Here is a 25,957-nt window from a genome sequence, read left to right on the forward strand (position 1 = left end):
GAAAGCCCTGCCAGATTGCTCTGACAGGGCTTTCATTCGCTTTAGGAATTAGCAGCTGTAGTAAAGCTTGTATTCCACCGGGTGTGGTGTGTGTTCGTAGGCGTAGACCTCTTCCCACTTCAGCTCCATGTAGCCTTCCAGCTGATCTTTGGTGAAGACGTCACCGGCCAACAGGAAGTCGTGATCGGCTTCCAGCGCTTCGAGTGCTTCGCGCAAGGAGCCACAGACCGTTGGGATCGCTGCCAGCTCTTCTGGTGGCAGATCGTAGAGATCTTTGTCGGAGGATGGACCCGGGTCGATCTTGTTCTTGATGCCGTCAAGGCCAGCCATCAGAAGCGCTGCAAAGCACAGGTACGGGTTGGCTGCCGGATCGGGGAAACGGGCTTCGACACGTTTCGCCTTGGGGCTTTCGGCCCATGGGATACGGACACAGCCAGACCGGTTACGCGCAGAATAGGCGCGCAGAACGGGTGCTTCGAAGCCGGGGATCAGGCGCTTGTAGCTGTTTGTGGACGGGTTGGTGATCGCGTTCAGCGCTTTGGCGTGCTTAAGGATGCCGCCGATGAAGTAGAGCGCTTCCTGTGACAGATCAGCGTATTTGTCACCTGCGAAAAGCGGCTTGCCGTCTTTCCAGATCGACATGTTCACGTGCATGCCTGTGCCGTTATCGCCAGCGATGGGCTTGGGCATAAATGTCGCGGACTTGCCATAGGCCTGCGCCACGTTGTGGATGACGTATTTGTATTTCTGCAGCTCGTCGGCCTGATGCGTGAGCGAACCAAAGATTAGGCCAAGCTCGTGCTGGCATGACGCCACTTCGTGGTGGTGCTTGTCGACCTTCATGCCCATGCGCTTCATGGTGGAGAGCATCTCGGAACGCATTTCCTGCGCGTCGTCGATCGGGTTGACGGGGAAGTAGCCGCCCTTGACGCCGGGACGGTGGCCAGTGTTGCCCATCTCGTATTCGGTGTCTGTGTTCCATGCACCGTCGATTGCGTCGACCTCATAGGACACTTTGTTCATTGAGACGCTGAAGCGCACATCGTCAAAGACGAAGAATTCGGCTTCGGGGCCGAAGTAGGCGACATCACCAATGCCGGAAGATTTGAGATATTCCTCTGCCTTTACAGCGGTACCACGTGGGTCGCGGTCGTAGGCTTCCATTGTGTCCGGCTCTACGATGTTACAGTTAATGCAAACTGTTTTTTCTGCATAGAACGGGTCGACATAAGCGCTTTCGGCCTGTGGCATCAGTTTCATGTCGGACTGGTCAATTGATTTCCAACCGGCAATTGATGATCCGTCGAACATGAAACCTTCTTCAAGGAAGTCTTCGTCAACCAGATCGGCCACAACAGTGACGTGTTGCAATTTGCCGCGCGGATCAGTGAAACGGATGTCGACGTAGTCGGCTTCCTCGTCTTTGATCAGTTTCAGAACAGCTTTGTTGTCCATCTATGATGTCCCTTTTTAGCGTAAGTTTTGGATTAAAGTGCGTCGTCGCCGGTTTCGCCGGTGCGAATGCGAATGGCTTGTTCGATGGTTGAAACAAAGATTTTACCGTCACCGATTTTATCAGTTTTGGCGGCTCCGATGATCGCCTCTATGGCTGCATCAACCTGGTCGTCCGCAAGGACAACCTCGATCTTTACTTTGGGTAGGAAGTCGACAACGTATTCAGCGCCGCGGTACAGTTCCGTATGGCCTTTCTGGCGGCCGAAACCTTTGACTTCCACGACGGACAGGCCCTGAACGCCAACCTCTTGCAAGGCTTCTTTCACTTCGTCGAGTTTGAACGGTTTGATGATCGCTTCGATCTTTTTCACGGCCGCGACTCCCCCTTTGGTGTTTCGTCAGTGGTCAGACCATTTCTCTTGCATCGGGACAATTCGTGGCGGAACCTGATCGCAAGCTGGCCGGGTGAAAGACTACACGTTGCACAAATTTTGTGCAATTTGTGCGTTTGGCGGGCATTTTGTGAACTTTGGATGCTGAAACCATGACCGAACTACTGACCGCTGCCCAAATGCGCGCCATCGAACAGGCCGCGATTGCCTCGGGTGAGGTAACTGGGCTGGAGTTGATGGAGCGCGCGGGGCGGGGTGTGGTCGAGGCCGTGTTTGAGGAGTGGACCGAGCTGGCGGAAGGGGCACATCGCGCTGTGGTGCTGTGCGGGCCGGGGAACAACGGGGGCGACGGGTTTGTCGTGGCCCGGTTGTTGAAAGAGGTAGGCTGGGAGGTTGAGGTGTTTCTTTATGGGGATGCCCAGAAGCTGCCGTCAGATGCGAAGGCGAATTATGAGCGGTGGGTGGATATGGGGGAAGTGGCCGCACTTGGTACGATCAAGCGTGATTACTATCACAATGCGGAACTAATAATTGATGCTTTCTTCGGGACTGGGCTATCACGCCCCCTCGAAAGCGAGTGCTTGATACCGTTGCGTGACGCGCGGATCAACAATGATGAGCCAAATGGTCCCCTTATTGTGGCGGTTGATGTGCCAAGCGGCTTATGCGCTGACAGCGGGCGCACCATCAAACTGCCTGACGATCACGGTTTATATCCTTTTGCGCATCTGACAGTTGCGTTCCACGGCTTTAAGAATGGTCACTATATGGCGCGAGGTGCTCGCCATTGCGGGAAACTGGTTCTTGTAGACATTGGACTGCCGTCGATTGAGCGGCGATGGGTCAGAGGTAAGGGGTTTCAACCGCCTAACGGCTCTGCATCGTTGTTGTCGCCCGACAATCGACGGTTCCGGCGCAATCAGCGTGGATTGAAGAAAATTGGTCTCGACACCCACAAATACTCACACGGCCATGCTCTTATCCAATCCGGCGGTGTCGGCAAAGGTGGAGCTGCCCGTCTTGCCGCGCGCGGTGCGCTGCGTGTCGGGGCAGGGGCTGTCACCCTTGGATGCCCGCCTGCCGCTTTGATCGAGAACGCGGCGCAGTTGAATGCGATCATGTTGCGTGCGGTGAAGGGTGTGGATGGGGTGGACAACATCCTAGAGGACGACCGCATCAACGCGCTTTGTATGGGGCCGGGGATGGGGGTGAGCGATGAAAGTCGTGGTCTTGTTGAGGTAGGCCTGCAGAGCGGGCGGGGGCTGGTTTTGGATGCGGATGCGTTGACGCTTATCGGGCACGATGCGCCTCTCTTTGGTTTGTTGCACAAGGAGTGCGTCCTGACCCCGCACGCCGGTGAGTTCGCGCGGTTGTTTCCTGATGTTGCTGAGAAGTTGGCGGCACCTGCAACCAAGGGGCCTGCTTACTCCAAGGTCGATGCGACGCGGGAGGCCGCCAAGCGGGCAGGGTGTGTTGTGTTGTTCAAAGGGCCGGATACCGTGATTGCTGATCCCTCTGGGCGGTGCAGTATCAATGGCTCGGTCTACGAGCGCAGCGCGCCGTGGCTGGCCACTGCCGGATCAGGCGATGTTTTGGCGGGATTCATCACGGGCCTTTTGGCGCGCGGTTTTGCCCCGATGCAGGCCGCTGAAACCGGCGCCTGGCTGCATACCGAATGCGCGCTTTCCTTTGGTCCGGGGCTGATCGCGGAGGACTTGCCCGAAGAATTGCCGAAAGTCTTTCGTGCATTGGGTATCTAGGGGGAATTTAGACGATTTTTCCTCTCGCATCCTGTCAATTCGTTTGCTAGACAGCGCGCAACCGGGGGCAGGCCCAAAACCTGCCCCTTTTTGATCATGCGGGTGTGGCGGAATTGGTAGACGCACCAGATTTAGGTTCTGGCGCCGCGAGGCGTGGGGGTTCGAGTCCCTTCACCCGCACCAAGTTTGAAAAAAGAAGGACAGCACATGCAGGTCACCGAGACCCTGAACGAAGGCCTTAAGCGCGGATACGCCATTACCGTGACCGCCGCCGAACTGGACGCCAAGGTTGAAGAAAAGCTGAAAGAGGCGCAACCGACGGTCGAGATGAAGGGTTTCCGCAAAGGCAAGGTGCCAATGGCGCTGCTGCGCAAGCAATTTGGTCAGCGCCTGATGGGCGAAAGCATGCAGGAAGCCATTGATGGTGCGTTGTCTTCGCATCTGGAAGAAACCGGTGATCGTCCGGCGGCCCAGCCTGAGATGAAGATGACCAACGAAGATTGGAAAGAGGGCGACGATGTCCAAGTGGACGTGTCCTATGAGAAGCTTCCAGAGATCGAAGACGTCGATTTCAGCAAGGTGAAACTAGAGCGTCTTGTGGTGAAGGCTGACAAGGATGCGGTGAAAGAAGCGCTCGATAATCTTGCTGAAAGCCCGCAAGCTGCAAGCTATGAACCCAAGAAAACCCAAGCCAAAGATGGCGATCAGGTTGTTCTGGATTTTGTTGGTAAAGTCGACGGCGAGCCGTTTGAAGGTGGCGCTGCCGAGGATTATCCGCTGGTGCTGGGGTCCAACTCTTTCATCCCCGGTTTCGAGGATGGCCTGCTGAAGGTTAAAGCGGGTGACGAAAAAGACGTCGAGGTGACTTTCCCCGAGGATTATCAGGCAGAGGCGCTTGCTGGTAAGAAAGCGGTCTTTTCCTGCACGATCAAGTCAGTAAACGGCCCTAAAAAGCCAAAGATGGACGATGAGCTGGCCAAGAAATTTGGCGCGGAAGATCTTGATGCGCTCAAGGCGCAGATTACTGAGCGTTTGGAAGCAGAGTACACCGGCGCTTCACGTGCCGTTGCCAAGCGCGGCCTGCTGGATGCCCTGGACAAGAAGGTGAAGTTTGATCTGCCCGCGTCCTTGGTTGAAGCTGAGGCTAACCAGATTGCCCACCAGCTGTGGCATGAAGAAAACCCTGAGGTCGAAGGCCATGACCACCCTGAGATCAAGCCAACGAAAGAACACACCAAACTGGCCGAGCGTCGGGTGAAGCTGGGTCTTTTACTGGCTGATATTGGTCAGAAAGCCAAGGTGCAGGTCACCGATCAGGAAATGACCCAAGCGATCATGAACCAAGCCCGCCAGTATCCCGGCCAAGAGCGTCAGTTCTTTGAGTTCGTGCAGCAGAACGCCCAGTTCCGCCAGCAAATGCAAGCGCCGCTCTTTGAAGACAAGGTCGTTGATCACATCTTTGAGCTGGCCGCGGTGAAGGACAAAGAAGTGTCTAAAGAAGACCTGCAAAAGGCTGTTGAGAAGCTCGAAGAAGAGTAGTTCTCAAATGAATTATGAATGAAAAGGCGCCCTTTCTGGGCGCCTTTTCTATGTTGACGGGTTTGCCGCTACATCTCGATACGGAACAGCGCGAAACCGCTATCGCTGGTCCCTGCTGGTGTGATGGCCATACCTTCAACGCTGTCGGCATAAGCCGCACCCGCCGGGCCGGTTTCAAACATCAGCGATGTGCCTGGCATTGGTGCGAATGACCAATTCGCATCCGCCTTTGGGTCAATCGTCCCTTGTTCCACAATGTAGCGCACAATGACATCGCGGTTCGTGTCAGGGCCTTCGAAGATGATCGTGTCACCCAACGCGCCGGGGAAGCTGCCACCGCCAGAGGCGCGGTAGTTGTTTGTTGCAACGATGAATTCCTGATCTGGATCAATGGGTTCCCCGTCAAACTGTAAGTTTACGATACGGTTGGCATCAGGGTTCACCACAGCCCCATCGCGGTCAAACTTTGATGGCTGAGTCAGGTCAATTTGGTACGTCACCCCGTCCATTACATCGAAGTTGTAGCTGGGGAAGTCAGGGTTCAACAGAATGGCGTCAGTTGCACCCGCGGCGACCTGATTGAACATACCAGCCGAGCGTTCCAGCCAATCCTTGACCTGTGCGCCGGTGATTTTCACAGCGCGAACCGTGTTAGGATAAAGGTAGAGGTCGGCCACGTTTTTGATTGCCACATCACCCACGGGGACATCGGTGAAATACTCCGGCCCGCCTCGACCGCCCGCCTTGAAGGGAGCGGCGGCCGAAAGGATGGGTAGCCCTTCGAAGTCTGTGCCGATCAGTTGGTCCGCAATGTACCAGCGTTGTGCGTTCGAGACGATTTGCACCGATGGATCGTCCGCGACCAGCGCGAAATAGCTATGCAGCGGCGCTGCGGTCTTGCCCACAGCGGTGCGTACATAGGCGAGCGTTTCATCATGCACGTCTTGCACTGATGCCAGCACGGGTGTGAAATCTTCGACCAGCGGTGTGATGCTGCGGTCTTCTTCGCGGCGCGAAATGGGCCGCGCTTCAGAAGTATGCGACAAGATATGCCAGCCTGATCCGTCCCGTTCAAGCAGCAGATCGACAAGGCCCATATGGCTGCCCCAAAAACCCGCCATGACGCCGGGTTTGCCGCCGATGGTGCCTGCGGCGACATCGACCCCAGCCCAATCGTCATAGTTGGAGGACGGGAAAACCAGATGGCTGTGACCTGTCAGGATAGCATCAATGCCATCGACCGCAGCGAGGGGGATAGATGCATTTTCCATACCGTCCTCGGCGTCTGCAGCACCGATCCCCGAGTGGGAAAGCGCGATAATGATATCGGCCCCTTCCTCTTTCATTTGTGGGACATAGGCGCGGGCGCTTTCGATGATGTCGCGCGCCTGCACATTTCCTTCCAGATGCTTGCGGTCCCAATTCATGATCTGTGGCGGCACAAAACCGATCAGGCCGATCTTGATGGGTGCAGCAGTGCCATCGCCATCCACGATCTCGCGTTCCAGGATCGTATAGGGTGGCAGTAGGGTGGTGTCGGCGGTGGGCGATGCGCCCATTTCTTTGACTACGTTCGCAGATACGACCGGGAAGGCGGCACCGGCTACGGATTTCATCAGGAAGGATATACCATAGTTGAATTCGTGGTTGCCCAGTGTGGACGCATCGAACCCCAGCGTGTTCATCGCTGTGATCACCGGGTGCATGTCGCCTTCTTTCATGCCCCGCTCATAGGCGATGTAGTCACCCATCGGGTTCCCTTGCAGGAAATCCCCGTTGTCGAGCAGCAGTGAATTGGTGGATTCGGCACGGACGCCTTCGATGATGCTGGCGGTGCGCGACAGCCCGACGGTATCGACCGGGCGGTCCGCATAGTAATCATATGGAAAGACGTGCACGTGCAGGTCTGTGGTTTCCATCAGCCGCAAATGCGCTTGCCCCGTGGCTGCGTTTACTGAAAACGGGTGCAGTGCGACAAGTCCAGCAGACCCTGCGATAAAGTGACGACGATTAAGACGTAGTGACATGTGAACCCCCAGTTTTGATTGATGATGTCAGTAAACCCCCCGGTCAGTGATGTGGCAAGGGTGGGTTAGGCCAAGATCTGCTGGTCGGCGGTTGGTTTCTGGTTTGGGGGCAGCGTGGATGTTGTGGAGGCGGACCGTGTGACGCGCGGATAGTCTAGGTCCCGCGCGCCTCACTCATCATAAAGCCGGTTTTCGTCGTTATGCTTTAAGCGCGCTGCGATCTCTTCATGGCTGAGGCCACTTTTGGCTTGCGCAAAAAGCGCTTCGCCATAGGTCGGCAGCCCATCTACTGTGGCCGCTTCGTCCGGTGACCAAAGTTTTGAGCGGATGATCGCTTTGCCACAGTGATAGAATGCCTCTTCAACATTCACGACAATCGCAAAGGCAGGGACGCGTCCCTTGATTGCCATGCTTTCGCGTAATGCAGTGTCGCGGACGATCTGCGCGCTGCCATTGACGCGCACAACTTCGTTTCTGTTTGGCACCATAAAAACCAATCCGATGCGACCAGTTTGCAGGATGTTTTGAAAGCTGTCGAACCGATGATTTCCGGGGCGGTCCGGGATGGCGAGGGTTTTTTGATCAACGATCTTCACAAAACCGGCGGGATCGCCCTTGGGGGACGCATCAAGGTTGCCCCGCGTATCGACGGTTGACATGACAATGAATGGGCTGCGTTCAATCCAGACGCGGCAGTATGTGTCGATATGGTCCAGCACCTTAAGCTGCTGCGCCTTATGGATACCGTCAATGACTGCCCTGACCTCTGCCATCGTTGTCAAAACAGTTTCCGGTTTGTAAGACATGCGGCCCCTCTGATGCTGTGTTCACGAAACATCAGGGGGGCACCATGCCCGATAGTCAAGAGGAGGGCGTTGGCTACATCAGGGCATTCAAGTTGATCCCAACTGTCAATGCGCCAATCGCAACGCCGGTGTCGTGGTTGACGATCGTCATGGAAACTTGTGCTTGTGCCTGCTGCGTTGATGCGTCCAATTCGACGTCGCCAAAATGTACGGCGGTTTCGCCAACCAAGAATGTCTGCTGGAACTTGGCTTCGTCTCCTTGCCAATAGTCGGACGTTGGCAGCGATGCTGCGACGTTCAGACCTCGGGCGTCCATCACGAAAGCCTCGGTGATGGCACCGCCTGATTGTTCGACCTGAGCACGTAAGAAATCTGCTGCTGGTGTCCTGATGACACTGGCGATTATTTCGGCATCATCAATGCCAAAAAAGCCGCGCCATAGTCTATCGAGCTCGTCGATTTTTGCCTGATCAAACCCAGAGGTTTCGATGTTCTGCGCTTCAATCGCGGCGATTATTGTGGGATCGGAGGCCCAGCTGACGATGTTATCTGTCAGGAAGGCCTGCATCGCTTGCTGCGTTTCATCGGCGTGGACTGGTTGCATGGCTGCGATTGCGATCGCAAGACCGGACATAAGTTTTTTCATCATCGCTCCTTTTTATGTTGCGTGCAGGAACATCGCGCATTGGAGCTAAAAAAAAGTGAATTTGGCTTGTTTCCATTCTATTACGAGCAAAAAACAAAAGGCCGTCCCCCGAAAGGGACGGCCTGATGCTTTGCAATTTTATCAGAAGGCTTAGTCTTCTTTGGTCTCTTCTGCAGGTGCGTCTGTTTCAACGCCGGCAGATTCTGCCAGATCATCGTCTTCAGATGCTGCTGCACCGATATCGTCAAACAGTTCCTGAATTTCGAATTCAGCGGCTGCTTCTTCTTCGGCGGCCAGTTCGGCGATGGATTTGCCGGCGGCTTGCAGTTCGGCTTCCTCGACTGAGCGTGCAACGTTCAGTGTGATTGTCGCAGCGACCTCTGGGTGCAGTTCGACGGAAACGTCGTGCAGGCCCAGTTCTTTGATCGTGCCCAGCAGAACAACCTGCTTTTTGTCGACAGAGAAGCCAGCTTCGGTTGCAGCTTCGGCGGCGTCACGTGTGGTGACAGAACCGTAAAGCGAACCCGCGTCAGATGCAGAGCGGATGATGATGAATGTTTCACCGTCCAGCTTTTCAGCCAGCGCTTCTGCTTCTTTCTTGGTTTCCAGGTTGCGTGCTTCCATCTGGGCCTTTTCAGCCTCGAAACGTGCCATGTTGGCTGCGTTCACCCGCAGAGCTTTGCCCTGTGGCAGAAGGAAGTTACGTGCATAACCTTGCTTGACGGACACAACTTCGCCCATCTGGCCAAGCTTTGCCACGCGCTCAAGTAGAATAACGTCCATGTGCTTTGCTCCTTACTTGACGGCGTATGGCAGCAGGGCAAGGAAACGGGCACGCTTGATCGCACGGGCGAGGGCGCGCTGGTTTTTTGCACCAACAGCAGTAATACGGGCGGGAACGATTTTGCCGCGCTCAGAGATGTAGCGCTGCAAAAGGCGGGTGTCTTTGTAGTCGATCTTGGGGGCGTTATCGCCCTCAAACGGATCGGACTTACGACGGCGGAAAAATGGTTTAGTAGCCATGATGGGTGTCCTTTCTTAGATCAACGATTAGCGGCGCTCGCGGCGGTCGCCACGTTCTTCGCGTTTTTGCATTTGCACGGAAGGGCCTTCCTGGTGTGCGTCGACTTTGATGGTCAGCACACGCATGACGTCTTCGTGCAGGCGCATCAGGCGTTCCATTTCCTGCACAGCAGGGGCGGGCGCGTCTGTGCGCATAAAGGCATAGTGCCCTTTGCGGTTCTTGTTGATCTTATAGGCCATCGTCTTGACGCCCCAGTATTCGTTTTCCAGCAGCTTGCCGCCGTTGTCGGCAAGAACGGTTCCGAAATGTTCGATAAGGCTTTCAGCTTGCGTGTTGGACAAATCCTGACGCGCAATCATGACATGCTCGTATAGCGGCATGCTTACTCCAGTTCATATATCGGCGCATTTCAAAGGATGGGCGGTTAACCTTGCGTGCGTCCCATCCACGAGAGGCTGCGCAGTTCATAAGTTGTGCAGCAAGGATGCGGCCTTATACAGGGGCGATAGTGTGATGCAAGCCTTGAAACACTGCGAAAAGAGTCCTTTGGGCAACAATCGCAGATTTCTTAACCACGCCTTGACCTTGCCCCTTTATTGCCCCCTTTGCCAGACAGTTTACTGCAAGACGACAAGACGGAGAGAGCCCTATGACCGATATGAATGCATCTACCGCGGATTTTGCTGGCAACATCGCCCGTAAAGCACCTTTCACGGTCGAAGATATCTTTTGGGGCTACAAAATACGCTCTGGCAGCGGTGTGCCGCTTGCGGTGATGCTCGGTCAGGCAGTTTGTTTCTTTTTCGGTGTTTGCCTGATGACCGCCAGTTTTGGCGTTCTGGTGCTGCCAACCCTGTTTTTTGATGGTGGTGCTGGCATCATGCGCATCGGTGCGGCCACTTTGATGGGGGCTGCGGCTTTTTATCTGCTGTGGTTTGCCAGCCGCGGGACCTTGGCTGAGGTGCATGTTGACACCAGCCTTGATGAAATCCGCGAAGTTGTGTGCAATCGCGCGGGCAAGCCAACGACTGTTGCAGCCTATGGCTTTGAAGAGATCGGCGGTGTTTTCATTGAGGAAAACGACGAAACCGGACGGTCACAGTTGATTATGCGGTACCGTAATACATCGCAGACCGTTTTGGTTGCCGAAGGCACGCAGGCACAGCTGATGCCACTGCGCGATCAGTTGGCCCACGATCTGTTGGGCACAACAATCCCGATGCATCGCGACGCCGCTTAAGCCTTGTCAACGCCGCACTACTATGTGTTGCTGAACAACTTGTGTTCATTTTTGAAGCTTTGATCTGCGACAATTTGCGCTATCTCCTGCGGTACATAAACTCACCCGCTTGGAGAATTGTTCATGAAAACGCTTATCGCTTCGGCAGCGCTTGTCGCCGCTACACTCACGACCCCCGCTTTCGCCGCATCGGAAAACTATGTGCTGGATGCCAGCCACAGCCAGATTGTGTTCACCTATGATCACCTTGGCTATTCCACGACATATGGCATGTTCTCTGGTTTCGAAGGCGAAATTGCATTTGATCAGGAAGATCCTGCTGCATCTTCAGTAAACGTCTCGTTCCCTGTCCGCAGCATGTTCACCGGTTGGGAAGCGCGCTTTGATCACTTCATGGGCGGCGACTTTTTCGGTGCCGATGAAGACGAGATGGTTACATTCGCGTCAACATCTATCGAAGTGACTGGCGAAGATACCGCCTTGATCACTGGCGATCTGACACTGAATGGCATTACAAAGCCAGTGGTTCTGGATGCTAAGCTCAACCAAGTTGGCATGCACCCGATGGCCGAAAAGCCTTGGGCTGGCTTTGATGCGACAACCACGGTTTTGCGGTCTGATTTCGAAGTAGGCGCGTTCGCCCCCTTCGTCAGTGATGAGGTTGAGATCCTGATTTCAATCGAGGCGATGCAGGCCGAATAAGCCTGACAAAAACCAAGTACTATTTTGGCCGCGCCCTTGCGAACAGGGCGCGGCCTTTTTCTTTAGCGCGTTGCTGTCAGTGCGATATCGACGGTGACGGCAAAGGCAAGGTTGCTTTCATCGCTCATGCTTTGGCCAATCTGGAACGTCCGTCGATCAATCACGACCGAACCCGCCATTTCTGCGGTGTCGCCGTCTAACGTCAAACTGAATGGCAGGCTGATCGGCGCTGAGATGTCTTTGATCGTCAGGGTCCCATCAGCGATGTAGTTGTCGCCATCCGCTGTGATCTCTCCGGCAAACACGGCTGTCGGGAAGTTGGCCGCGTTGAAAAAGTCGCTTCCAAGCGCGTCATTTGTTACTGATCCGATCTTCAGTGAACCAATGGAAATTGTGGTTTCGACGTTGCCCAGCACGCCGGTCGCATTTTCATCAAAAGTGATGGCGGAGGTCCATTCTTCGAATGCGCCGCTAACGGGGCTGTTGAACTGGGTGATTGTCAGGCCGATTTCACCAGTGGTGACCGTCCATTCCGAAGATACCTCGGCCAGATCTGCTTGGACGATGTCTGACTTCGCTGTGTAAAGGCCTGCTGCGGCGCCTGCGCCCGTCGCTGCGGCGTATATCACCAAAGCAGCGATTGGGGCGGCCAGATTGCCTTGATGTGACCCATCTGTGCCTGCATCTGATGTGCCAAACCACATGCGGCGCAGGGTGGCGTCTTTGTCGATGAAGTGGTGTTTCAGTGCGCCCGCGATGTGCAGTAGAATCGCCCCGACCATTATCTTGCTCCAGACCCAATGCAGACCGGCAAAGAGTTTTGCCACGCTTTCATCGTTTGGCACAAAAGGCAGATCTTGACCCATCGGCAGCAAGTGGGGCGCAAAACCTTCTGTCGCGGCGTGGTGAATCCAGCCGGTCAGGGGAACAGCAACCAACGAGATATAAAGCAGCCAATGCACCAGTTCGGCCAACATCGTCTCGGCCTTGCGGTCAGGGTGCAGCCCGGCTGGTTTTGTTTGCGTCAGCGCCCAAATGATCCGCGCCAGTGCTACCGCAAAAACAAGAAGCCCCAGCGTTTTATGAAACGAGAAAAGCTGCGCCTTGAAGGCAAGCTGTTCGTTGGTTTCATACGGCAGCCGGTTGGCAATCGCTCCCAGCGGAATCACTGTCAGAATGAAAAGCGCTGTCAGCCAGTGAAAGGTTTTGGTGACGGTGCCGTAGGTTGTGGATGAATGTGTAGTGGACATGCGGGTCTCCGAGATCTGCCTTGGTTTTGCTTAGCATCTTGCTAGGCTTACGCACAGGGTGTGGTTTTTCTTCTCTGATCCGCTCAGATTATGGGATTGCTTGTGCGTATTGCCTTGGCGCGGTAAGCCTCGGAGAACAAAAACAAAGTCGAGGGACGTGCCATGCACGCATTTGTATTTCCGGGCCAAGGGGCACAAACCATTGGAATGGGTAAGGCATTGGCTGATGCTTACCCGGCTGCAAAAGCCGTGTTTGATGAGGTCGATGCGGCCTTGGGCGAAAACCTGTCGGGTTTGATCTGGGAAGGCGCGATTGAAGATCTGACCCTGACCGCCAATGCACAACCTGCACTGATGGCGACCTCAATGGCCGTCATGCGTGCGCTTGAGGCAGAAGGTGTGGGCGTTGATGCTGCCTCTTTTGTGGCAGGTCATTCGCTGGGCGAGTATTCGGCTTTGGCTGCCGCTGGTGCTTTGTCTGTTGGTGATACCGCGCGGCTGCTGCGCGTCAGGGGCAATGCGATGCAAGAGGCCGTGCCCGTGGGCGTCGGCGCGATGGCGGCTGTGTTGGGGCTGGGGCTTGATGCCGTCAAGGAGGTGGCTGAAGAGGCCGCACAGGGTGAGGTATGTCAGGCCGCCAATGACAATGATCCTGCGCAAGTCGTGGTGTCCGGTCACAAGGGGGCCGTTGAACGTGCCGTCGACATTGCAAAGGCCAAGGGTGCCAAGCGTGCGCTTTTGCTGCCAGTGAGCGCACCGTTTCATTGCAGCCTGATGCAGCCAGCCGCTGATGCGATGGCGCGGGCGCTTGAGACGGTCGCGCTTATTGAACCGAAGGTGCCGCTTGTCGCCAATGTTCTGGCCGAGGCTGTGACTGATCCAGCGAAAATACGCAGCCTGCTGGTTGATCAGGTCACCGGTGCGGTTCGTTGGCGCGAAACCGTGATCTATATGGCGGCGCAGGGCGTCACCGAGATTTATGAAATTGGTGCAGGCAAGGCCCTGTCGGGTATGGTCAAACGGATTGATCGTGACGTGGCCGCTTCTGCTGTGGGTACACCGGATGATGTTGCTGCGTGTATCGCTGCTATTGCGAATTAGAATAAAGAAGGGCTTTTAAATGTTTGATCTAAATGGAAAGAATGCTTTGGTAACCGGGGCCTCTGGTGGTATTGGCGGCGCAATTGCGAAGGCCCTTTATGATGCGGGTGCAACGGTTGCCTTGTCCGGTACGCGTGTTGCTCCGTTGGAGGAGCTTGCCGCGTCATTGGGTGACCGCGCACATGTGTTGCCGTGCAACCTGAGCGATGCGGAGGCTGTGACGGCTTTGCCGAAACAGGCGGCTGACGCGATGGGATCGGTCGATGTGCTGGTGAATAACGCAGGCATCACCCGTGATAACCTGTTCATGCGGATGTCGGATGATGAATGGGCCTCGGTTTTGGAGGTGAACCTGACTTCGACGATGCGTTTGTGCAAAGGAGTGATCCGCGGGATGATGAAGGCGCGTTGGGGCCGGATCGTGAATATCTCATCCGTTGTTGGTGCGACAGGTAATCCCGGCCAGGCCAATTATGCGGCATCAAAGGCCGGTATGGTGGGGATGTCGAAGTCAATTGCCTATGAGGTGGCAAGCCGTGGGATTACTGTCAATTGCGTGGCCCCTGGTTTCATCACGACAGCGATGACCGACAAGCTGACTGATGATCAAAAGTCCGGTATTTTGACCCAAGTGCCTGCGGGTCGCATGGGTGACGCCGAAGAAATTGCTGCGGCGGTTTTGTATCTTTCCAGCCCAGAGGCTGCTTATGTCACCGGCACGACCTTGCATGTGAATGGCGGCATGGCCATGTTGTGATCAGTCGTTCGATTTGGACGGTGGAAAGCGTTTGCCATTATGGATTTCTCTGTTATAGGCCACGCAGATTTGCTGAAAGGCGCGTTTGACGTTACGTCAGATAATGTGCTTCGCAGATGAGACAGCGGCCCACATGGGACGTAAGAGTTTGGGCGCAAGCCTGAGGAACAACGGGTGTAAGCCCAGAAAGACATGAGGAATTAATATGAGCGACGTTGCAGACCGCGTACGCAAGATTGTTGTAGAGCATCTTGGTGTTGAAGAAGACAAAGTGACCGAAGCTGCGTCCTTTATTGATGATCTGGGCGCCGATAGCCTTGATACTGTTGAGCTTGTCATGGCTTTTGAAGAAGAGTTTGGGATCGAAATCCCTGATGACGCAGCCGAGACAATCCAGACATTTGGCGACGCTGTTAAGTTTATCGACGGCGCGAAGTAAACGCCTGATAGATTGCGTTAAGCGGCGTCCTTTGGGGCGCCGTTTTGCGTTTCCGCTGCTTGCGAGGACGCGCGTACCTGTTCGACGGCCGACAGCGATATTGATTTGCCGAACTGGACCCCGCTGTAATGCGCATTGCCCCACATAACGGTTCCGGCGATCCATTGGTTGCATATCGCAATCTCAATATCGCTGCCCTGGGGCAGAGGGGCACCTGTCGCATGCCGCAACTTGGTGCCAAAGCAATTGATGTCGATCAGCATGCCCCCGGTTTCGCGACCGTTCCATTTGTAGGGTGTTTCATAGGTGGTGTTGTGTCGCTTGGCACGGCGTCGCTGCAGTATCCGCCAACGGCGCAGGACGGGGAGTGCTGCCATCACTACCATGACGACGGCTGCTGCGATTGCCAGGGTACGCAGTTGAAATACCTCGTTCGCCAGCGTTTTCAGGTTTTCGGCGACTTCCGCCAGATCGTCTGCGTCGCTATCCCCGCCACGCCGGCGTTCTGCTGCGGCCCGCGTATCCACCGCGACTTGTTCGTCCGTGCATTGTAAGTCTCTGAGGTGTTGGCTGATCTCAGCAAGGTTATCACGCGTAGATTTGCCAAAATGCATGCGTATTGATTGTGGATCATCAAGGCTGGCACTTTGCAGCAGGGACCTTGTGTTTTGCAAGAATCGGATGAAGTCCGCGCCATGCCCGGTAAAGCGGTTTCCGTCGACCGCGTCCAAAGTCGCGCGGTCGCTTATCCCGCCGCTCATACCGCGTATTTGCCGGATGTCTGTGGCAAAGAGTGCTGAGCCAGGGTCCCGCGCCAGCCGAGATTGAATAGTATGCAGTTTGCCCAACGTGTCCATCAACACGCAATCTGCATGTGCGGGCGCTGCCACGCCCAGCATGCTGATGAGCAAGATAGAGACCAATCCAAACCGCCGCAAAACTGTGTCCTTTTCACAATTGCGATGGTCCTACGCCAAACGCCTTAAGCACTGGTGAAATGCCATCGTGCATTCCTTGCCGATCTGGATTGCTGCTCTTGCCCCTGTGGTGGTCGCTGCGCTATCAGTGACGCTAAACACGCCAAGAGGTGAGGGCAGAATATGCGTCGAGTTGTTGTGACAGGTCTGGGGTTGGTCACACCCCTTGCAGATGGTGTTGAAAATACGTGGGAGCGGATTTTGGACGGCCAGTCTGGCGCTGGCAAAATCACCGGTTTTGACCCCAGCCGATTGACAACCCAATACGCGTGTGAAGTGCCTTTGGGCGATGGTTCGGACGGGACGTTCAACGCGGACGCCTATATGGAACCCAAAGAGCAGCGTAAGGTCGATACCTTTATTTTGTTCGGCATGGCCGCAGCACAGCAGGCCGTTGAAGATGCCGGTTGGATGCCTGAGGACCGCGAAGCGCAGGAGCGGACCGGTGTTCTGATCGGTTCTGGTATTGGTGGGTTGAACTCAATCGCCGATACGGCGGTGATGATGGCCGACAAGGGTCCGCGTCGAGTGTCGCCATTTTTTGTGCCCGGTGCGTTGATCAACCTGATTTCTGGTCAGGTGTCGATTAGGTATGGGTTTCGCGGGCCTAACCATTCTGTTGTGACGGCCTGTTCGACAGGTGCGCATGCGATTGGTGATGCGTCCCGATTGATCCAGCATGGTGATGCGGATGTGATGATTGCCGGTGGTGCTGAGGCGGCTATTTGTGAATTGGGCATGGCCGGCTTTAATGCCTGTAAGGCATTGAGCACAAAGCATAATGATGATCCGACAGTGGCGAGTCGTCCGTGGGATGCGGATCGCGATGGGTTTGTCATGGGTGAGGGCGCGGGGATTGTTGTGCTTGAGGAGTATGAGCACGCTAAGGCGCGCGGTGCGAAGATTTACGCCGAAGTGCTGGGGTATGGTTTGAGTGGCGATGCGCACCATATTACGGCGCCGCCCCCTGATCACGAAGGGGCTGAGCGTGCGATGCGTGCAGCTTGCCGCAATGCCGGGATTGAGCCGAGCCAGATCAATTATGTCAATGCCCACGGTACATCGACGATGGCTGATACGATTGAATTGGGTGCTGTTGAGCGGTTGGTGGGGGATGCTGCCAAATCGTTGAAGATGTCTTCGACTAAGTCGATGACCGGGCATCTTTTGGGGGCTGCGGGTGCGATTGAGGCGATATTCTCGATCTTGGCTATTCGCGATCAGGTGGCTCCGCCTACCATCAACCTCGATACTTTGGATTGTGAGACGGTTGTCGATCTTTGCGCCAATGGGAAAGTTCCTGCGAAGATTGATGTGGCGTTGTCGAACTCCTTTGGTTTTGGCGGCACGAACGCTAGCGTTGTGTTTGGGAAACTGGACTGATGTGGCGTCATATTGCTGCGAATGCTTTTACGTTTTTGATTGTTGGCCTGTTTCTGATGGCTGGCGTCGTGGCGTGGGGCACGCGGCAATACAGTGCCGCTGGTCCATTGGATGCGGCGATATGCCTTGAGGTGCCGAGCGGCGGCACAATGCGCCGGTTGAGTGCTGATTTGGTTGAAAGGGACGCGATCTCTTCGGCCTTCATTTTTGAGACTGGTGCGGATTATACCGACAAATCTGGGTTGCTGAAGCAGGGGCGCTTTCGTGTCCCGGAGCAGGCTTCGATGGAGGAGATCATCGATATTGTGACTCGGGGTGGGCGCAATACCTGTGGCGCTGAGGTGATCTACCGTGTTGGTATTAACCGCACGATTGTGGATGTGCGTGAGCTTGATCCCGCAACGAATGAATTTATTGATCTGGCGAGCTTTCAAGCCGGAGAGGCCGAGGTGCCTGAAGCTTACACTGAAGTACGTGCCGATGGCGAAGCGACCTACCGCATTGTGATCGCTGAGGGTGCTACAAGCTGGCAGATTTTGAATGCCTTGGGCCAGATGGATATTCTGCAATCTGACATCACTGATGTACCCGCTGAGGGGTCTTTGGCCCCGCAGGATTATATTGTGCGAGAAGGGGATACGATTTCGTCTGTTTTGACCCGGATGCGCGATACGCAGGCCGCAATCATGACGACCGCTTGGGAAAATCGGGTGGAGGGTCTACCGCTGTTGTCCGCGGAAGAGGCGATGGTGTTGGCTAGTATTATCGAGAAAGAGACCAGCGTACCTGAAGAACGCAGACAGGTTGCAAGTGTTTTCGTGAACCGTTTGAACCGTGGTATGCGTCTGCAAACAGACCCGACAGTGATCTACGGTATCACCCGTGGCGAGGGTGTGCTGGGCCGTGGTCTGCGCCAAAGCGAGCTGCGCGGCGCGACCCCGTGGAACACTTATGTGATTGAGGGTTTGCCGCCGACGCCAATCGCCAACCCCGGCAAGGCCGCGATTGAAGCAGCACTGAACCCGGATACCACAGAGTATATTTTCTTTGTGGCTGACGGCACTGGCGGCCATGCGTTTGCAACCAATCTGGACGATCACAACCGCAATGTTGCGCGCTGGCGCGAGATAGAGGCCGAACGCGCGAGTGACGGGTAAGGTGTTGCTTTCGTTAATGAAAGCTTAATTATCCGCACTGGCGCGAGTATTGTCCAAATTGACTTTGGGCAGTGTCTGGCGTAGTTTACACATGCTAGAAGACCGGGATCAGTGAATGCGATCCTTGCCGCTCGACCGTAACGGAAGTTTCCTTACAGGTCTGAATTTTACAATGAATGAACAAAAAGATGCGGGGCTTAGTCCCGAATTCCTTGCTGCCGAAAGACTGGCTGAGGTTGATTTGCTATCACGCGATATTCGTAAGCTGCTGGAGCAAATGATTGCCGCTTTCAAGGCGGATGAGGATGTGGCCCTCAAAGACGTTCTGACCAAACTTAATCAATTACATGCGGCACACCTGCAGGTGGTGACCGCTGAGGAGCGTTTTCATGCAAAACTCGGAAGTGACCCAGATGAAGATGCCATCGACTATGACGCAGTCCGCTTTGATGTCGGGTGCCGACTTAATCGCCTCCGCCAAAGCCTCTTGGCAGACGGATTTCCTTGCGATGCTGACACCAGAGCAGCTTGTAACGCTGCCCTATCTGTTCGACTTCTGGGCGATGCCGCATCAGATTGAACCGAGCGGTGATTGGCGGACCTGGGTGATTTTGGGCGGTCGTGGTGCGGGGAAAACTCGTGCCGGTGCCGAATGGGTCCGCAAGATGGTGGAGGGCGCGTTGCCTCATGCGCCCGGTGCGGCCCGTCGTGTGGCCTTGGTCGGCGAAACCATGGATCAGGCCCGTGAGGTGATGGTGTTTGGTGACAGCGGGATTTTGTCTATCTGTCCCCCTGATCGCCGTCCTGAGTGGATTGCGGGTCGTCGCATGCTGGTTTGGCCGAACGGGGCCGAGGCGCAGGTGTTTTCGGCGCATGATCCGGATAGTTTGCGTGGTCCGCAATTTGATGCGGTTTGGGCGGATGAGTTGGCTAAGTGGCGCCGTGGCGACGAAGCGTGGGATATGTTGCAGTTTGCGCTGCGACTGGGCGATAGCCCGCGTGCTTGTGTCACCACCACGCCGCGCAAGTCGCAGATGCTGAGTGATTTATTGGAGCGGGATACGACTGTGGTGACCCATGCGGCGACGCAGGCGAACCGCGCGAATTTGGCAGATAGTTTTCTCAAAGAGATTGAGGGGCGCTACGGCGGCACGTCATTGGGGCGTCAGGAGATGGACGGCGTGATGCTGACCGAGGTCGAGGGCGCGCTGTGGACCTCTTCCGATCTTGCGCGGTGTCAGGTGGCTGAGGTTCCGGCCCTTGACCGGATTGTCGTGGCAATCGATCCGCCGGGAACGTCGCATGCGGGGTCTGATGAATGCGGGATCATTGTGGCCGGGGTGTCCATGAAGGGCGATGTGCATGATTGGCATGCTGTCGTGTTGGAAGATGCCAGTATGGCCGCTGCGCGTCCGACGGCTTGGGCAGAGGCTGCGATTGTGGCGATGCGCAGGCATGGGGCGGATCGTTTGGTGGCCGAGGTCAATCAGGGCGGTGACATGGTGGAGGCTGTCTTGCGCGGCGTTGATGCGATGGTGCCTTACCGGTCGGTGCATGCCAGCAAGGGCAAGGTCGCGCGGGCAGAGCCGATCGCGGCGCTTTATGAGCAAGGGCGCGTGAGCCATGTACGTGGGCTGTCAGAGCTAGAGGATCAGATGGCGCAGATGACCAGCCGTGGGTTTGACGGCAAGGGATCACCTGACCGTGTCGATGCCTTGGTCTGGGCCCTGTTTGATTTGATGATCGAACCTGCTGCAAAGTGGCGTAACCCCAGTATTCGTGGGCTTTGAGGGTGTTGCGCGTGCTGTCGCACGGTGCTGTCTCAATTTCCTAATCCCGCTGAGGCAAATTGTTTTTCGTGAACTGCAGATGGTCACCACCGGCCGGCACTAGGAGTTTTGAATGTTTGAATTTTTAAACCGTACCAAGCCAGATGCGGCACCTGTTGAGGCCAAGGCCTCGGCTACGGGTCGTGTGATGGCGATGTCTAGTGCCGGTCGTGTTGCCTGGTCGCCGCGCGATGTGGTGTCGCTGACGAAGGCTGGGTTCTCAGCTAACCCGATTGGGTTTCGTGCGGTGAAATTGATTGCGGAGGCGGCTGCGGCTTTGCCGGTGGTCGTGCAGGATGATGCGCGTCGCTATGAGGCGCATCCGGTGCAAGCGCTGTTGGCGCGTCCTAATGCGGGGCAGGGCCGGGCGGAACTGCTGGAGGCTTTGTTTGGCCAGCTGTTGTTGACCGGCAATGGCTATCTGGAGGCGGTCGCTGATGATGCGTTACCGGCTGAGATGCATGTGCTGCGCTCTGACCGGATGTCTGTTGTGCCCGGCGCCGATGGTTGGCCTGTGGGCTATGAGTATATGGTGAATGGGCGGAAGCATCGCTTCAACGTGAGCGAGGGCTTGAGCCCGATTTGCCATATCAAGAGCTTTCACCCCCAAGATGATCACTACGGGTTCTCGGCGCTTCAGGCGGCGGCCTCGGCCATTGATGTGCATAATGCGGCCTCGCGCTGGTCGAAGGCTTTGCTGGATAATGCGGCCCGTCCGTCTGGTGCGATTGTGTATCGCGGCGCGGATGGTCAGTCTTCGCTGAGCAATGATCAATATGATCGGTTGTTATGCGAGATGGAGACGCAGCATCAGGGTGCCAAGAATGCGGGTCGTCCGATGTTGTTAGAGGGCGGGCTTGATTGGAAACCGATGGGGTTCTCGCCGTCTGACATGGAGTTTCAGAAGACCAAAGAGGCTGCCGCACGTGAGATTGCGATTGCCTTTGGGGTGCCGCCGATGCTGTTGGGTATTCCCGGTGACGCGACCTACGCCAACTATCAGGAAGCCAACCGCGCGTTTTATCGTTTGACGGTCTTGCCGCTGGCGACCCGTGTGATGTCTGCGATTGCTGTTTGGTTGTCGGATTATGCAGGGGAGGACGTGATGTTGCGCCCTGATCTGGATCAGATTTCCGCTTTATCGGCCGAACGGGATGCCCAGTGGCGCCGTGTGAGTGAGGCTGCGTTTTTGACGGATGCAGAGAAACGTTCGTTGCTTGGATTGCCAGCGCTGGAGGTGGGTGATGGATCCTAAAGTTATTGAAATGGATGGCAAGCCGCGCCGGGATACACCGCCGCCTGTATCTGATTTCTGGTTTGCGCAGGTCGATGTTCGCTTGGGTCGGATTGAGTTCATGGTGACCCGGCTGGAATGGCAGATATGGATGATTGTCTGTGGCTGTGCTGGTTTGTTGGTTTTTGAAATTGTTAAAGCGCTGAGTGGAGCTGCATCATGAATTTAGAACATAAGTTTTGTGCGCTTGGCACTGAGGTGACCGTTACAGACGGCACGGTGATCAGCGGATATGCGTCCCTGTTTGGTAAGTCTGATCAAGGCGGCGATACGGTTGAGAAGGGCGCTTATGGCGTATCACTTGCCAAAGGGCGCGGTGTGAAAATGTTGTGGCAGCATGACCCGGCCCAGCCGATTGGTGTGTGGGACGAGGTGCGTGAAGATGCCACCGGATTATGGGTCAAGGGACGGTTGCTGACAGATGTGGCTAAGGGCCGTGAGGCGGCGTCTTTGATTGCTGCCAAGGCGATTGATGGCCTGTCCATCGGCTACCGGACCGTGAAGGCCCGCAAGGACGACAAAGGCGGACGCCTTTTGTCTGAGCTGGAGCTTTGGGAGGTGTCTTTGGTGACGTTCCCGATGCTTCCTGATGCGCGTGTGGGGGCGAAGGGCGATGATCCGGCAGCCGCTGCAATGCGCGAGATGGCTGCGGCATTCGAGGGTGCGCGCCAAATGATGGCGCGGGACTGAGCCCGCCCGAGCAACGATCAAAGGATTGATTGATGAGTAAGACTGAGACCACGTCTCGGGCCGGGGAAGATATGTCTCCTGCCCAGTCTCTGAATACGGCGATTGCCGGGTTCATGAGCGATTTCAAAGACTTTTCCCACGGCGTGAATGCCAAACTTCAAAAACAGGATGACCGGATGAACAAGCTGGACAGAAAGACAATGATGACCTCGCGCACGGCACTTGCCCATGCGGCATCTGAGGATGCACCACACCAGAAAGCCTTTGCCGCTTATCTGCGCTCTGGCGATGATGATGGCTTGCGTGGCCTTGAGATGGAAGGCAAGGCAATGGGCACGGCAGTGGCTGCTGATGGCGGTTATCTGGTTGATCCACAGACTGCGGATACTATTCAAAGCACCTTGTCTTCGACCGCTTCGATCCGGTCTATTGCTGCGGTTGTGAACGTGGATGCGACCTCTTACGACGTGCTGGTTGACCATTCTGAGATGGGCGCCGGATGGGCCACTGAGGCCACCGCTGTTGGCGAAACGGATACGCCGAAGATTGAGCGTATTTCAATTCCTTTGCATGAACTCTCTGCATTGCCAAAAGCCTCGCAGCGTTTGTTGGATGACAGCGCGTTTGACATCGAAGGTTGGTTGGCTGGCCGGATTGCGGATAAGTTTGCCCGCTCTGAGGCAATGGCATTCATCAGCGGTGATGGCGTGGACAAGCCAACGGGTATGCTGACTTATCCAACTGTCGACAATGACAGCTGGGCCTGGGGCAGCCTTGGTTATGTACCATCTGAGACAGCCGGTGGCATCACCCGCGCTGATCCGATCATTGATCTGGTCTATTCGCTGGGTGCTGAGTATCGCGCCAATGCGACTTTCGTCATGAACTCCAAAACCGCTGGTCATATTCGCAAGCTTAAGGACAATGACGGTCGCTTTGTCTGGGTTGATGGCATTGCGATGGGTGAGCCTGCGCGTCTGATGGGTTACCGCGTGCTGATTGCTGAAGACATGCCGGATATTGACGACAATTCGCTGTCGATTGCCTTTGGTGATTTTAATGCAGGCTACACTGTGGCTGAGCGTCCTGATCTGCGTGTTCTGCGTGATCCGTTCTCTGCCAAACCGCATGTGTTGTTCTATGCCACCAAGCGCGTTGGTGGTGCTGTGAGCGATTTTGCGGCGATCAAATTGCTGAAATTCGCGGCCAGCTAAACGCTGAGTTCGTGAGTGGGGTGCTGCGTGTTTCACGCGGTGCCCAGCCCGGGCGCACATTGAGACAATCCTCGCATTGTCTAGCAGTTCCCTTCCGTCCGAGCAATGCGGGGGGCGGGTGCGCCCGGGGTCTGTCGCCCGATGTGGTATAAGATTTTTCGGAGTAATTCCATGATGTTAGTCGAAGAGACCACCGTGCCCATGTCGGCGCTTCCGGTCGCCGCGTTTAAAGACCATTTGCGCCTCGGGTCGGGTTTTTCCGACGATGGAGTTCAGGATGCCGTGCTGGAAAGCTATCTGCGTGCGGCGATGGCCGCGATTGAGGCCCGTACGGGTAAGGTCTTGATTGAGCGCGAGTTTAGCTGGACTTTGACCGCTTGGCGTGACGCCCGCCGCCAGCCACTGCCCGTGGCTCCGGTGAATGCCATCAGTGATGTGACGCTGTTGGATATGCAGGGGCAAGAGACGGTTGTGGATGCGGGTAGCTGGTATCTGGAGCCTGATATGCAGCGTCCGAGTTTGCAGCCGGCTGGTACGTGTTTGCCAGCGCTTGCGACAGGTGGATCAGTACGTATTGGTATGTTGGCGGGTTTTGGTCCCGAGTGGACTGATTTGCCGAGCGATCTGGCACAGGCGGTCATGCTGCTGGGCGCTCACTTTTATGAGTATCGCCATGATGTATCCCGTAGCACCCCTGCGATGCCGATTGGCGTGCTGGCTTTGATTGAAAGCTATCGCACCGTTCGTTTGTTCATGGGTGGCCGCGTATGACCGCGCCGCAATTGAATCGCTCGCTCGTGCTGGAGGCCCCGTTGAAGGTCGCTGACGGTGCCGGTGGCTATACCCGCGATTGGGAGCCTTTGGGCGTGGTGTGGGCCGAGGTGAAGGCCGGGTCTGGACGTGAGAAGGCCGAGACAGCGGCGACTTTTTCCCGTGTGCCTTACCGGATTACCGTCCGTGCGGCCCCTTACGGTGCGCCTTCGCGCCCCGTGGCAGGCCAACGCTTTCGCGATGGGGCGCGGGTGTTTGAGATTTACGCTGTGGCCGAAGCTGGCGTGCAGGCCGCCTATCTGACTTGCCATGCGCAAGAGGAGGTGGCCCCATGAGTTATGGTGTTGCGGCGGCCTTGCAACGGGCCGTGTTTCAGCGGTTGCGCGCGGATAGTGCCTTGGATGCTTTGGTGGGTGTGCACATCTACGATGCATTGCCCACGGGGGCTTTGCCGCCGCTTTATGTGGTGCTGGGGGCCGAGGATGTGCGGGACGCGTCCGACAAGACCGGAGCCGGGGCCTGGCATCAGTTTACGGTCACTGTCGTGACCCAAAGTGCAGGCTTTGCCACTGCCAAGGCGGCTGCTGCTGCGGTGAGTGATGCGCTGATTGATGCGCCATTGGCGCTGGATCGTGGATCGCTGGTTTCCTTGCATTTTCTGAAGGCCAAGGCCGCCCGCGTGGGCAGTGGTGCTGTCCGCCAGATCAACCTGATTTTTCGTGCCCGCGTGGCGGATGACACGTAACCAATCCAATTCTTGAGGAGTACGCCAGATGGCTGCACAAAATGGTAAGGACCTGTTGGTCAAAATTGATATGACCGGCGGCGGTATGTTTGAAACGGCTGCCGGGCTGCGCGCAACACGGATCAGTTTGAACGCTGAAACGGTGGATGTGACCAGTCTGGAAAGCACAGGAGGTTGGCGCGAGTTGCTGGGTGGGGCTGGTGTGAAGACCGCCGCGATCTCGGGCTCTGGCGTCTTCAAGGACGAGGCGACGGATGAACGTGCGCGCCAGATTTTCTTTGATGGGGAAACGCCTGATTTTCAGGTGATTGTCCCAGGGTTTGGCACGCTGCAAGGGCCATTTCAGATCACGTCTGTCGAGTACGCGGGATCGCATAATGGGGAGGCGACTTATGAGTTGTCGCTGGCTTCCGCTGGTGCGCTGACCTTTGTGGCGTTGATCTGATGGCGAACCCTTGGACTGGTGAAGTGGCGATTGTGATTGATGGGGTGTCCCATGATTGCAAGCTGACGCTGGGTGCCCTTGCTGAATTGGAAGCGGCCCTTGGTGAGGGGTCATTGGTTGATCTTATTCGCCGGTTTGAGGGAGCGGCTTTTTCGGGTGCTGATGTGATGGCTGTTGTTGTTGCGGGTTTGCGTGGTGGCGGATGGACGGGCACCGCAGCAGATCTGATGACGGCTGAGATTGCGGGTGGTCCGGTCGGTGCGGCGCAGGCTGCCGCGTTGATGCTGGCGCGTGCGTTTGCGGTGCCGGAATAG

General features: G+C 56.0%; 30 protein-coding genes and 1 tRNA gene. 21 read left to right on the forward strand and 10 right to left on the reverse strand.

The window, feature by feature from the left end; translation table 11 throughout:
- Positions 1-48: 48 nt before the first annotated feature.
- Positions 49-1,455, reverse strand: coding sequence for a type I glutamate--ammonia ligase (glnA, locus tag MWU60_RS01300; RefSeq protein ID WP_247225240.1), 1,407 nt, complete (start codon positions 1,453-1,455; stop codon positions 49-51).
- 32 nt (positions 1,456-1,487) lie between these two features.
- Entirely contained in the window at positions 1,488-1,826 is a 339-nt protein-coding gene (locus MWU60_RS01305; RefSeq protein WP_247225241.1) for a P-II family nitrogen regulator, read from the reverse strand.
- A 173-nt stretch (positions 1,827-1,999) separates the two neighbouring features.
- Here MWU60_RS01305 and MWU60_RS01310 point away from each other — a divergent pair, with 173 nt between their 5' ends.
- The 3 genes from MWU60_RS01310 to tig all read left to right on the forward strand — a co-directional run bounded on the left by MWU60_RS01310 (position 2,000) and on the right by tig (position 5,146).
- Positions 2,000-3,607 (forward strand): NAD(P)H-hydrate dehydratase, encoded by a 1,608-nt coding sequence (locus MWU60_RS01310; RefSeq protein ID WP_247225242.1) that lies wholly within the window; start codon positions 2,000-2,002, stop codon positions 3,605-3,607.
- Between the two features lie 98 nt (positions 3,608-3,705).
- Positions 3,706-3,790: transfer RNA gene (locus MWU60_RS01315), tRNA-Leu, on the forward strand.
- Positions 3,791-3,814: 24 nt separating this feature from the next.
- On the forward strand, positions 3,815-5,146 hold the full coding sequence (gene tig / locus MWU60_RS01320; protein WP_247225243.1) for a trigger factor: 1,332 nt from the start codon (positions 3,815-3,817) through the stop codon (positions 5,144-5,146).
- A 68-nt stretch (positions 5,147-5,214) separates the two neighbouring features.
- On the opposite strand, the gene MWU60_RS01325 is transcribed toward tig, so the two are convergent.
- From MWU60_RS01325 to rpsF, 6 genes are all read right to left on the reverse strand, one after another.
- Positions 5,215-7,173, reverse strand: a complete 1,959-nt coding sequence (locus MWU60_RS01325; RefSeq protein ID WP_247225244.1) for a bifunctional 2',3'-cyclic-nucleotide 2'-phosphodiesterase/3'-nucleotidase — start codon at positions 7,171-7,173, stop codon at positions 5,215-5,217.
- Positions 7,174-7,343: 170 nt separating this feature from the next.
- Positions 7,344-7,979: a pyridoxamine 5'-phosphate oxidase family protein gene (locus tag MWU60_RS01330; protein ID WP_247225245.1), complete on the reverse strand. Its 636-nt coding sequence runs from the start codon at positions 7,977-7,979 to the stop codon at positions 7,344-7,346.
- A gap of 73 nt (positions 7,980-8,052) precedes the next feature.
- A complete protein-coding gene (locus MWU60_RS01335; protein WP_247225246.1) occupies positions 8,053-8,625 on the reverse strand; it encodes a hypothetical protein in 573 nt (190 codons plus the stop codon).
- 150 nt (positions 8,626-8,775) lie between these two features.
- Positions 8,776-9,408, reverse strand: a complete 633-nt coding sequence (gene rplI / locus MWU60_RS01340) for a 50S ribosomal protein L9 (RefSeq protein ID WP_247225247.1) — start codon at positions 9,406-9,408, stop codon at positions 8,776-8,778.
- A gap of 12 nt (positions 9,409-9,420) precedes the next feature.
- Positions 9,421-9,648 carry a 30S ribosomal protein S18 gene (rpsR, locus tag MWU60_RS01345; RefSeq protein ID WP_008235217.1) on the reverse strand — a complete coding sequence of 76 codons (228 nt, stop codon included), beginning with the start codon at positions 9,646-9,648 and terminating at the stop codon, positions 9,421-9,423.
- 27 nt (positions 9,649-9,675) lie between these two features.
- A complete protein-coding gene (gene rpsF, locus MWU60_RS01350) occupies positions 9,676-10,029 on the reverse strand; it encodes a 30S ribosomal protein S6 (protein ID WP_247225248.1) in 354 nt (117 codons plus the stop codon).
- A gap of 269 nt (positions 10,030-10,298) precedes the next feature.
- Between rpsF and MWU60_RS01355 the strand changes: the two genes are divergently transcribed.
- Positions 10,299-10,889: a hypothetical protein gene (locus MWU60_RS01355; RefSeq protein WP_247225249.1), complete on the forward strand. Its 591-nt coding sequence runs from the start codon at positions 10,299-10,301 to the stop codon at positions 10,887-10,889.
- Positions 10,890-11,012: 123 nt separating this feature from the next.
- Positions 11,013-11,591: a YceI family protein gene (locus MWU60_RS01360; RefSeq protein WP_247225250.1), complete on the forward strand. Its 579-nt coding sequence runs from the start codon at positions 11,013-11,015 to the stop codon at positions 11,589-11,591.
- Between the two features lie 62 nt (positions 11,592-11,653).
- Here MWU60_RS01360 and MWU60_RS01365 read toward each other — a convergent pair whose 3' ends face one another.
- The gene (locus MWU60_RS01365) at positions 11,654-12,841 is read right to left on the reverse strand and encodes a cytochrome b/b6 domain-containing protein (RefSeq protein ID WP_247225251.1); all 1,188 of its coding nucleotides are present in this window, start codon (positions 12,839-12,841) and stop codon (positions 11,654-11,656) included.
- Between the two features lie 162 nt (positions 12,842-13,003).
- Between MWU60_RS01365 and fabD the strand changes: the two genes are divergently transcribed.
- From fabD to MWU60_RS01380, 3 genes are all read left to right on the forward strand, one after another.
- Positions 13,004-13,942, forward strand: a complete 939-nt coding sequence (fabD, locus tag MWU60_RS01370; RefSeq protein ID WP_247225252.1) for an ACP S-malonyltransferase — start codon at positions 13,004-13,006, stop codon at positions 13,940-13,942.
- A gap of 19 nt (positions 13,943-13,961) precedes the next feature.
- Entirely contained in the window at positions 13,962-14,699 is a 738-nt protein-coding gene (gene fabG / locus MWU60_RS01375; RefSeq protein WP_247225253.1) for a 3-oxoacyl-[acyl-carrier-protein] reductase, read from the forward strand.
- A 205-nt stretch (positions 14,700-14,904) separates the two neighbouring features.
- Positions 14,905-15,138 (forward strand): acyl carrier protein, encoded by a 234-nt coding sequence (locus tag MWU60_RS01380; protein WP_100367011.1) that lies wholly within the window; start codon positions 14,905-14,907, stop codon positions 15,136-15,138.
- A gap of 17 nt (positions 15,139-15,155) precedes the next feature.
- Here MWU60_RS01380 and MWU60_RS01385 read toward each other — a convergent pair whose 3' ends face one another.
- Positions 15,156-15,899 (reverse strand): hypothetical protein, encoded by a 744-nt coding sequence (locus tag MWU60_RS01385; RefSeq protein ID WP_247225254.1) that lies wholly within the window; start codon positions 15,897-15,899, stop codon positions 15,156-15,158.
- Between the two features lie 339 nt (positions 15,900-16,238).
- Between MWU60_RS01385 and fabF the strand changes: the two genes are divergently transcribed.
- The 13 genes from fabF to MWU60_RS01450 all read left to right on the forward strand — a co-directional run bounded on the left by fabF (position 16,239) and on the right by MWU60_RS01450 (position 25,957).
- On the forward strand, positions 16,239-17,498 hold the full coding sequence (gene fabF, locus MWU60_RS01390; protein WP_247225255.1) for a beta-ketoacyl-ACP synthase II: 1,260 nt from the start codon (positions 16,239-16,241) through the stop codon (positions 17,496-17,498).
- Positions 17,498-18,655 carry an endolytic transglycosylase MltG gene (gene mltG, locus MWU60_RS01395; RefSeq protein WP_247225256.1) on the forward strand — a complete coding sequence of 386 codons (1,158 nt, stop codon included), beginning with the start codon at positions 17,498-17,500 and terminating at the stop codon, positions 18,653-18,655. The genes fabF and mltG overlap by 1 nt, the downstream gene beginning before the upstream one ends.
- A gap of 115 nt (positions 18,656-18,770) precedes the next feature.
- Positions 18,771-19,235 carry a hypothetical protein gene (locus tag MWU60_RS01400; protein WP_247225257.1) on the forward strand — a complete coding sequence of 155 codons (465 nt, stop codon included), beginning with the start codon at positions 18,771-18,773 and terminating at the stop codon, positions 19,233-19,235.
- Positions 19,165-20,445: a terminase family protein gene (locus MWU60_RS01405; RefSeq protein WP_247225258.1), complete on the forward strand. Its 1,281-nt coding sequence runs from the start codon at positions 19,165-19,167 to the stop codon at positions 20,443-20,445. Before MWU60_RS01400 ends, MWU60_RS01405 begins: the two co-directional genes overlap by 71 nt.
- A gap of 112 nt (positions 20,446-20,557) precedes the next feature.
- A complete protein-coding gene (locus MWU60_RS01410) occupies positions 20,558-21,739 on the forward strand; it encodes a phage portal protein (protein WP_247225259.1) in 1,182 nt (393 codons plus the stop codon).
- Positions 21,729-21,941, forward strand: a complete 213-nt coding sequence (locus MWU60_RS01415; RefSeq protein WP_247225260.1) for a hypothetical protein — start codon at positions 21,729-21,731, stop codon at positions 21,939-21,941. The genes MWU60_RS01410 and MWU60_RS01415 overlap by 11 nt, the downstream gene beginning before the upstream one ends.
- A complete protein-coding gene (locus MWU60_RS01420) occupies positions 21,938-22,468 on the forward strand; it encodes an HK97 family phage prohead protease (protein ID WP_247225261.1) in 531 nt (176 codons plus the stop codon). The genes MWU60_RS01415 and MWU60_RS01420 overlap by 4 nt, the downstream gene beginning before the upstream one ends.
- Positions 22,469-22,500: 32 nt before the next feature.
- A complete protein-coding gene (locus tag MWU60_RS01425) occupies positions 22,501-23,682 on the forward strand; it encodes a phage major capsid protein (RefSeq protein ID WP_247225262.1) in 1,182 nt (393 codons plus the stop codon).
- Positions 23,683-23,853: 171 nt separating this feature from the next.
- Positions 23,854-24,453 (forward strand): hypothetical protein, encoded by a 600-nt coding sequence (locus tag MWU60_RS01430; protein WP_247225263.1) that lies wholly within the window; start codon positions 23,854-23,856, stop codon positions 24,451-24,453.
- Positions 24,450-24,788: a head-tail adaptor protein gene (locus tag MWU60_RS01435; RefSeq protein WP_247225264.1), complete on the forward strand. Its 339-nt coding sequence runs from the start codon at positions 24,450-24,452 to the stop codon at positions 24,786-24,788. Before MWU60_RS01430 ends, MWU60_RS01435 begins: the two co-directional genes overlap by 4 nt.
- Positions 24,785-25,198, forward strand: a complete 414-nt coding sequence (locus tag MWU60_RS01440) for a DUF3168 domain-containing protein (protein WP_247225265.1) — start codon at positions 24,785-24,787, stop codon at positions 25,196-25,198. The genes MWU60_RS01435 and MWU60_RS01440 overlap by 4 nt, the downstream gene beginning before the upstream one ends.
- 28 nt (positions 25,199-25,226) lie before the next feature.
- Positions 25,227-25,643, forward strand: coding sequence for a phage major tail protein, TP901-1 family (locus MWU60_RS01445; RefSeq protein WP_008235178.1), 417 nt, complete (start codon positions 25,227-25,229; stop codon positions 25,641-25,643).
- The gene (locus MWU60_RS01450; RefSeq protein ID WP_247225266.1) at positions 25,643-25,957 is read left to right on the forward strand and encodes a gene transfer agent family protein; all 315 of its coding nucleotides are present in this window, start codon (positions 25,643-25,645) and stop codon (positions 25,955-25,957) included. Before MWU60_RS01445 ends, MWU60_RS01450 begins: the two co-directional genes overlap by 1 nt.

The organism is Yoonia sp. F2084L (assembly GCF_023015625.1).
Classification (GTDB): domain Bacteria; phylum Pseudomonadota; class Alphaproteobacteria; order Rhodobacterales; family Rhodobacteraceae; genus Yoonia.

Excerpts from the sequence above, each read along its gene's own strand:
- glnA (WP_247225240.1), bottom strand. The coding sequence starts at position 1,455 with ATGGACAACAAAGCTGTTCTGAAACTGATCAAAGACGAGGAAGCCGAC.
- MWU60_RS01310 (WP_247225242.1), top strand. The coding sequence starts at position 2,000 with ATGACCGAACTACTGACCGCTGCCCAAATGCGCGCCATCGAACAGGCC.
- tig (WP_247225243.1), top strand. The coding sequence starts at position 3,815 with ATGCAGGTCACCGAGACCCTGAACGAAGGCCTTAAGCGCGGATACGCC.
- MWU60_RS01325 (WP_247225244.1), bottom strand. The coding sequence starts at position 7,173 with ATGTCACTACGTCTTAATCGTCGTCACTTTATCGCAGGGTCTGCTGGA.
- MWU60_RS01330 (WP_247225245.1), bottom strand. The coding sequence starts at position 7,979 with ATGTCTTACAAACCGGAAACTGTTTTGACAACGATGGCAGAGGTCAGG.
- MWU60_RS01335 (WP_247225246.1), bottom strand. The coding sequence starts at position 8,625 with ATGAAAAAACTTATGTCCGGTCTTGCGATCGCAATCGCAGCCATGCAA.
- rplI (WP_247225247.1), bottom strand. The coding sequence starts at position 9,408 with ATGGACGTTATTCTACTTGAGCGCGTGGCAAAGCTTGGCCAGATGGGC.
- rpsR (WP_008235217.1), bottom strand. The coding sequence starts at position 9,648 with ATGGCTACTAAACCATTTTTCCGCCGTCGTAAGTCCGATCCGTTTGAG.
- rpsF (WP_247225248.1), bottom strand. The coding sequence starts at position 10,029 with ATGCCGCTATACGAGCATGTCATGATTGCGCGTCAGGATTTGTCCAAC.
- MWU60_RS01355 (WP_247225249.1), top strand. The coding sequence starts at position 10,299 with ATGACCGATATGAATGCATCTACCGCGGATTTTGCTGGCAACATCGCC.
- MWU60_RS01360 (WP_247225250.1), top strand. The coding sequence starts at position 11,013 with ATGAAAACGCTTATCGCTTCGGCAGCGCTTGTCGCCGCTACACTCACG.
- MWU60_RS01365 (WP_247225251.1), bottom strand. The coding sequence starts at position 12,841 with ATGTCCACTACACATTCATCCACAACCTACGGCACCGTCACCAAAACC.
- fabD (WP_247225252.1), top strand. The coding sequence starts at position 13,004 with ATGCACGCATTTGTATTTCCGGGCCAAGGGGCACAAACCATTGGAATG.
- fabG (WP_247225253.1), top strand. The coding sequence starts at position 13,962 with ATGTTTGATCTAAATGGAAAGAATGCTTTGGTAACCGGGGCCTCTGGT.
- MWU60_RS01380 (WP_100367011.1), top strand. The coding sequence starts at position 14,905 with ATGAGCGACGTTGCAGACCGCGTACGCAAGATTGTTGTAGAGCATCTT.
- MWU60_RS01385 (WP_247225254.1), bottom strand. The coding sequence starts at position 15,899 with ATGAGCGGCGGGATAAGCGACCGCGCGACTTTGGACGCGGTCGACGGA.
- fabF (WP_247225255.1), top strand. The coding sequence starts at position 16,239 with ATGCGTCGAGTTGTTGTGACAGGTCTGGGGTTGGTCACACCCCTTGCA.
- mltG (WP_247225256.1), top strand. The coding sequence starts at position 17,498 with ATGTGGCGTCATATTGCTGCGAATGCTTTTACGTTTTTGATTGTTGGC.
- MWU60_RS01400 (WP_247225257.1), top strand. The coding sequence starts at position 18,771 with ATGCGATCCTTGCCGCTCGACCGTAACGGAAGTTTCCTTACAGGTCTG.
- MWU60_RS01405 (WP_247225258.1), top strand. The coding sequence starts at position 19,165 with ATGCTGACACCAGAGCAGCTTGTAACGCTGCCCTATCTGTTCGACTTC.
- MWU60_RS01410 (WP_247225259.1), top strand. The coding sequence starts at position 20,558 with ATGTTTGAATTTTTAAACCGTACCAAGCCAGATGCGGCACCTGTTGAG.
- MWU60_RS01415 (WP_247225260.1), top strand. The coding sequence starts at position 21,729 with ATGGATCCTAAAGTTATTGAAATGGATGGCAAGCCGCGCCGGGATACA.
- MWU60_RS01420 (WP_247225261.1), top strand. The coding sequence starts at position 21,938 with ATGAATTTAGAACATAAGTTTTGTGCGCTTGGCACTGAGGTGACCGTT.
- MWU60_RS01425 (WP_247225262.1), top strand. The coding sequence starts at position 22,501 with ATGAGTAAGACTGAGACCACGTCTCGGGCCGGGGAAGATATGTCTCCT.
- MWU60_RS01430 (WP_247225263.1), top strand. The coding sequence starts at position 23,854 with ATGATGTTAGTCGAAGAGACCACCGTGCCCATGTCGGCGCTTCCGGTC.
- MWU60_RS01435 (WP_247225264.1), top strand. The coding sequence starts at position 24,450 with ATGACCGCGCCGCAATTGAATCGCTCGCTCGTGCTGGAGGCCCCGTTG.
- MWU60_RS01440 (WP_247225265.1), top strand. The coding sequence starts at position 24,785 with ATGAGTTATGGTGTTGCGGCGGCCTTGCAACGGGCCGTGTTTCAGCGG.
- MWU60_RS01445 (WP_008235178.1), top strand. The coding sequence starts at position 25,227 with ATGGCTGCACAAAATGGTAAGGACCTGTTGGTCAAAATTGATATGACC.
- MWU60_RS01450 (WP_247225266.1), top strand. The coding sequence starts at position 25,643 with ATGGCGAACCCTTGGACTGGTGAAGTGGCGATTGTGATTGATGGGGTG.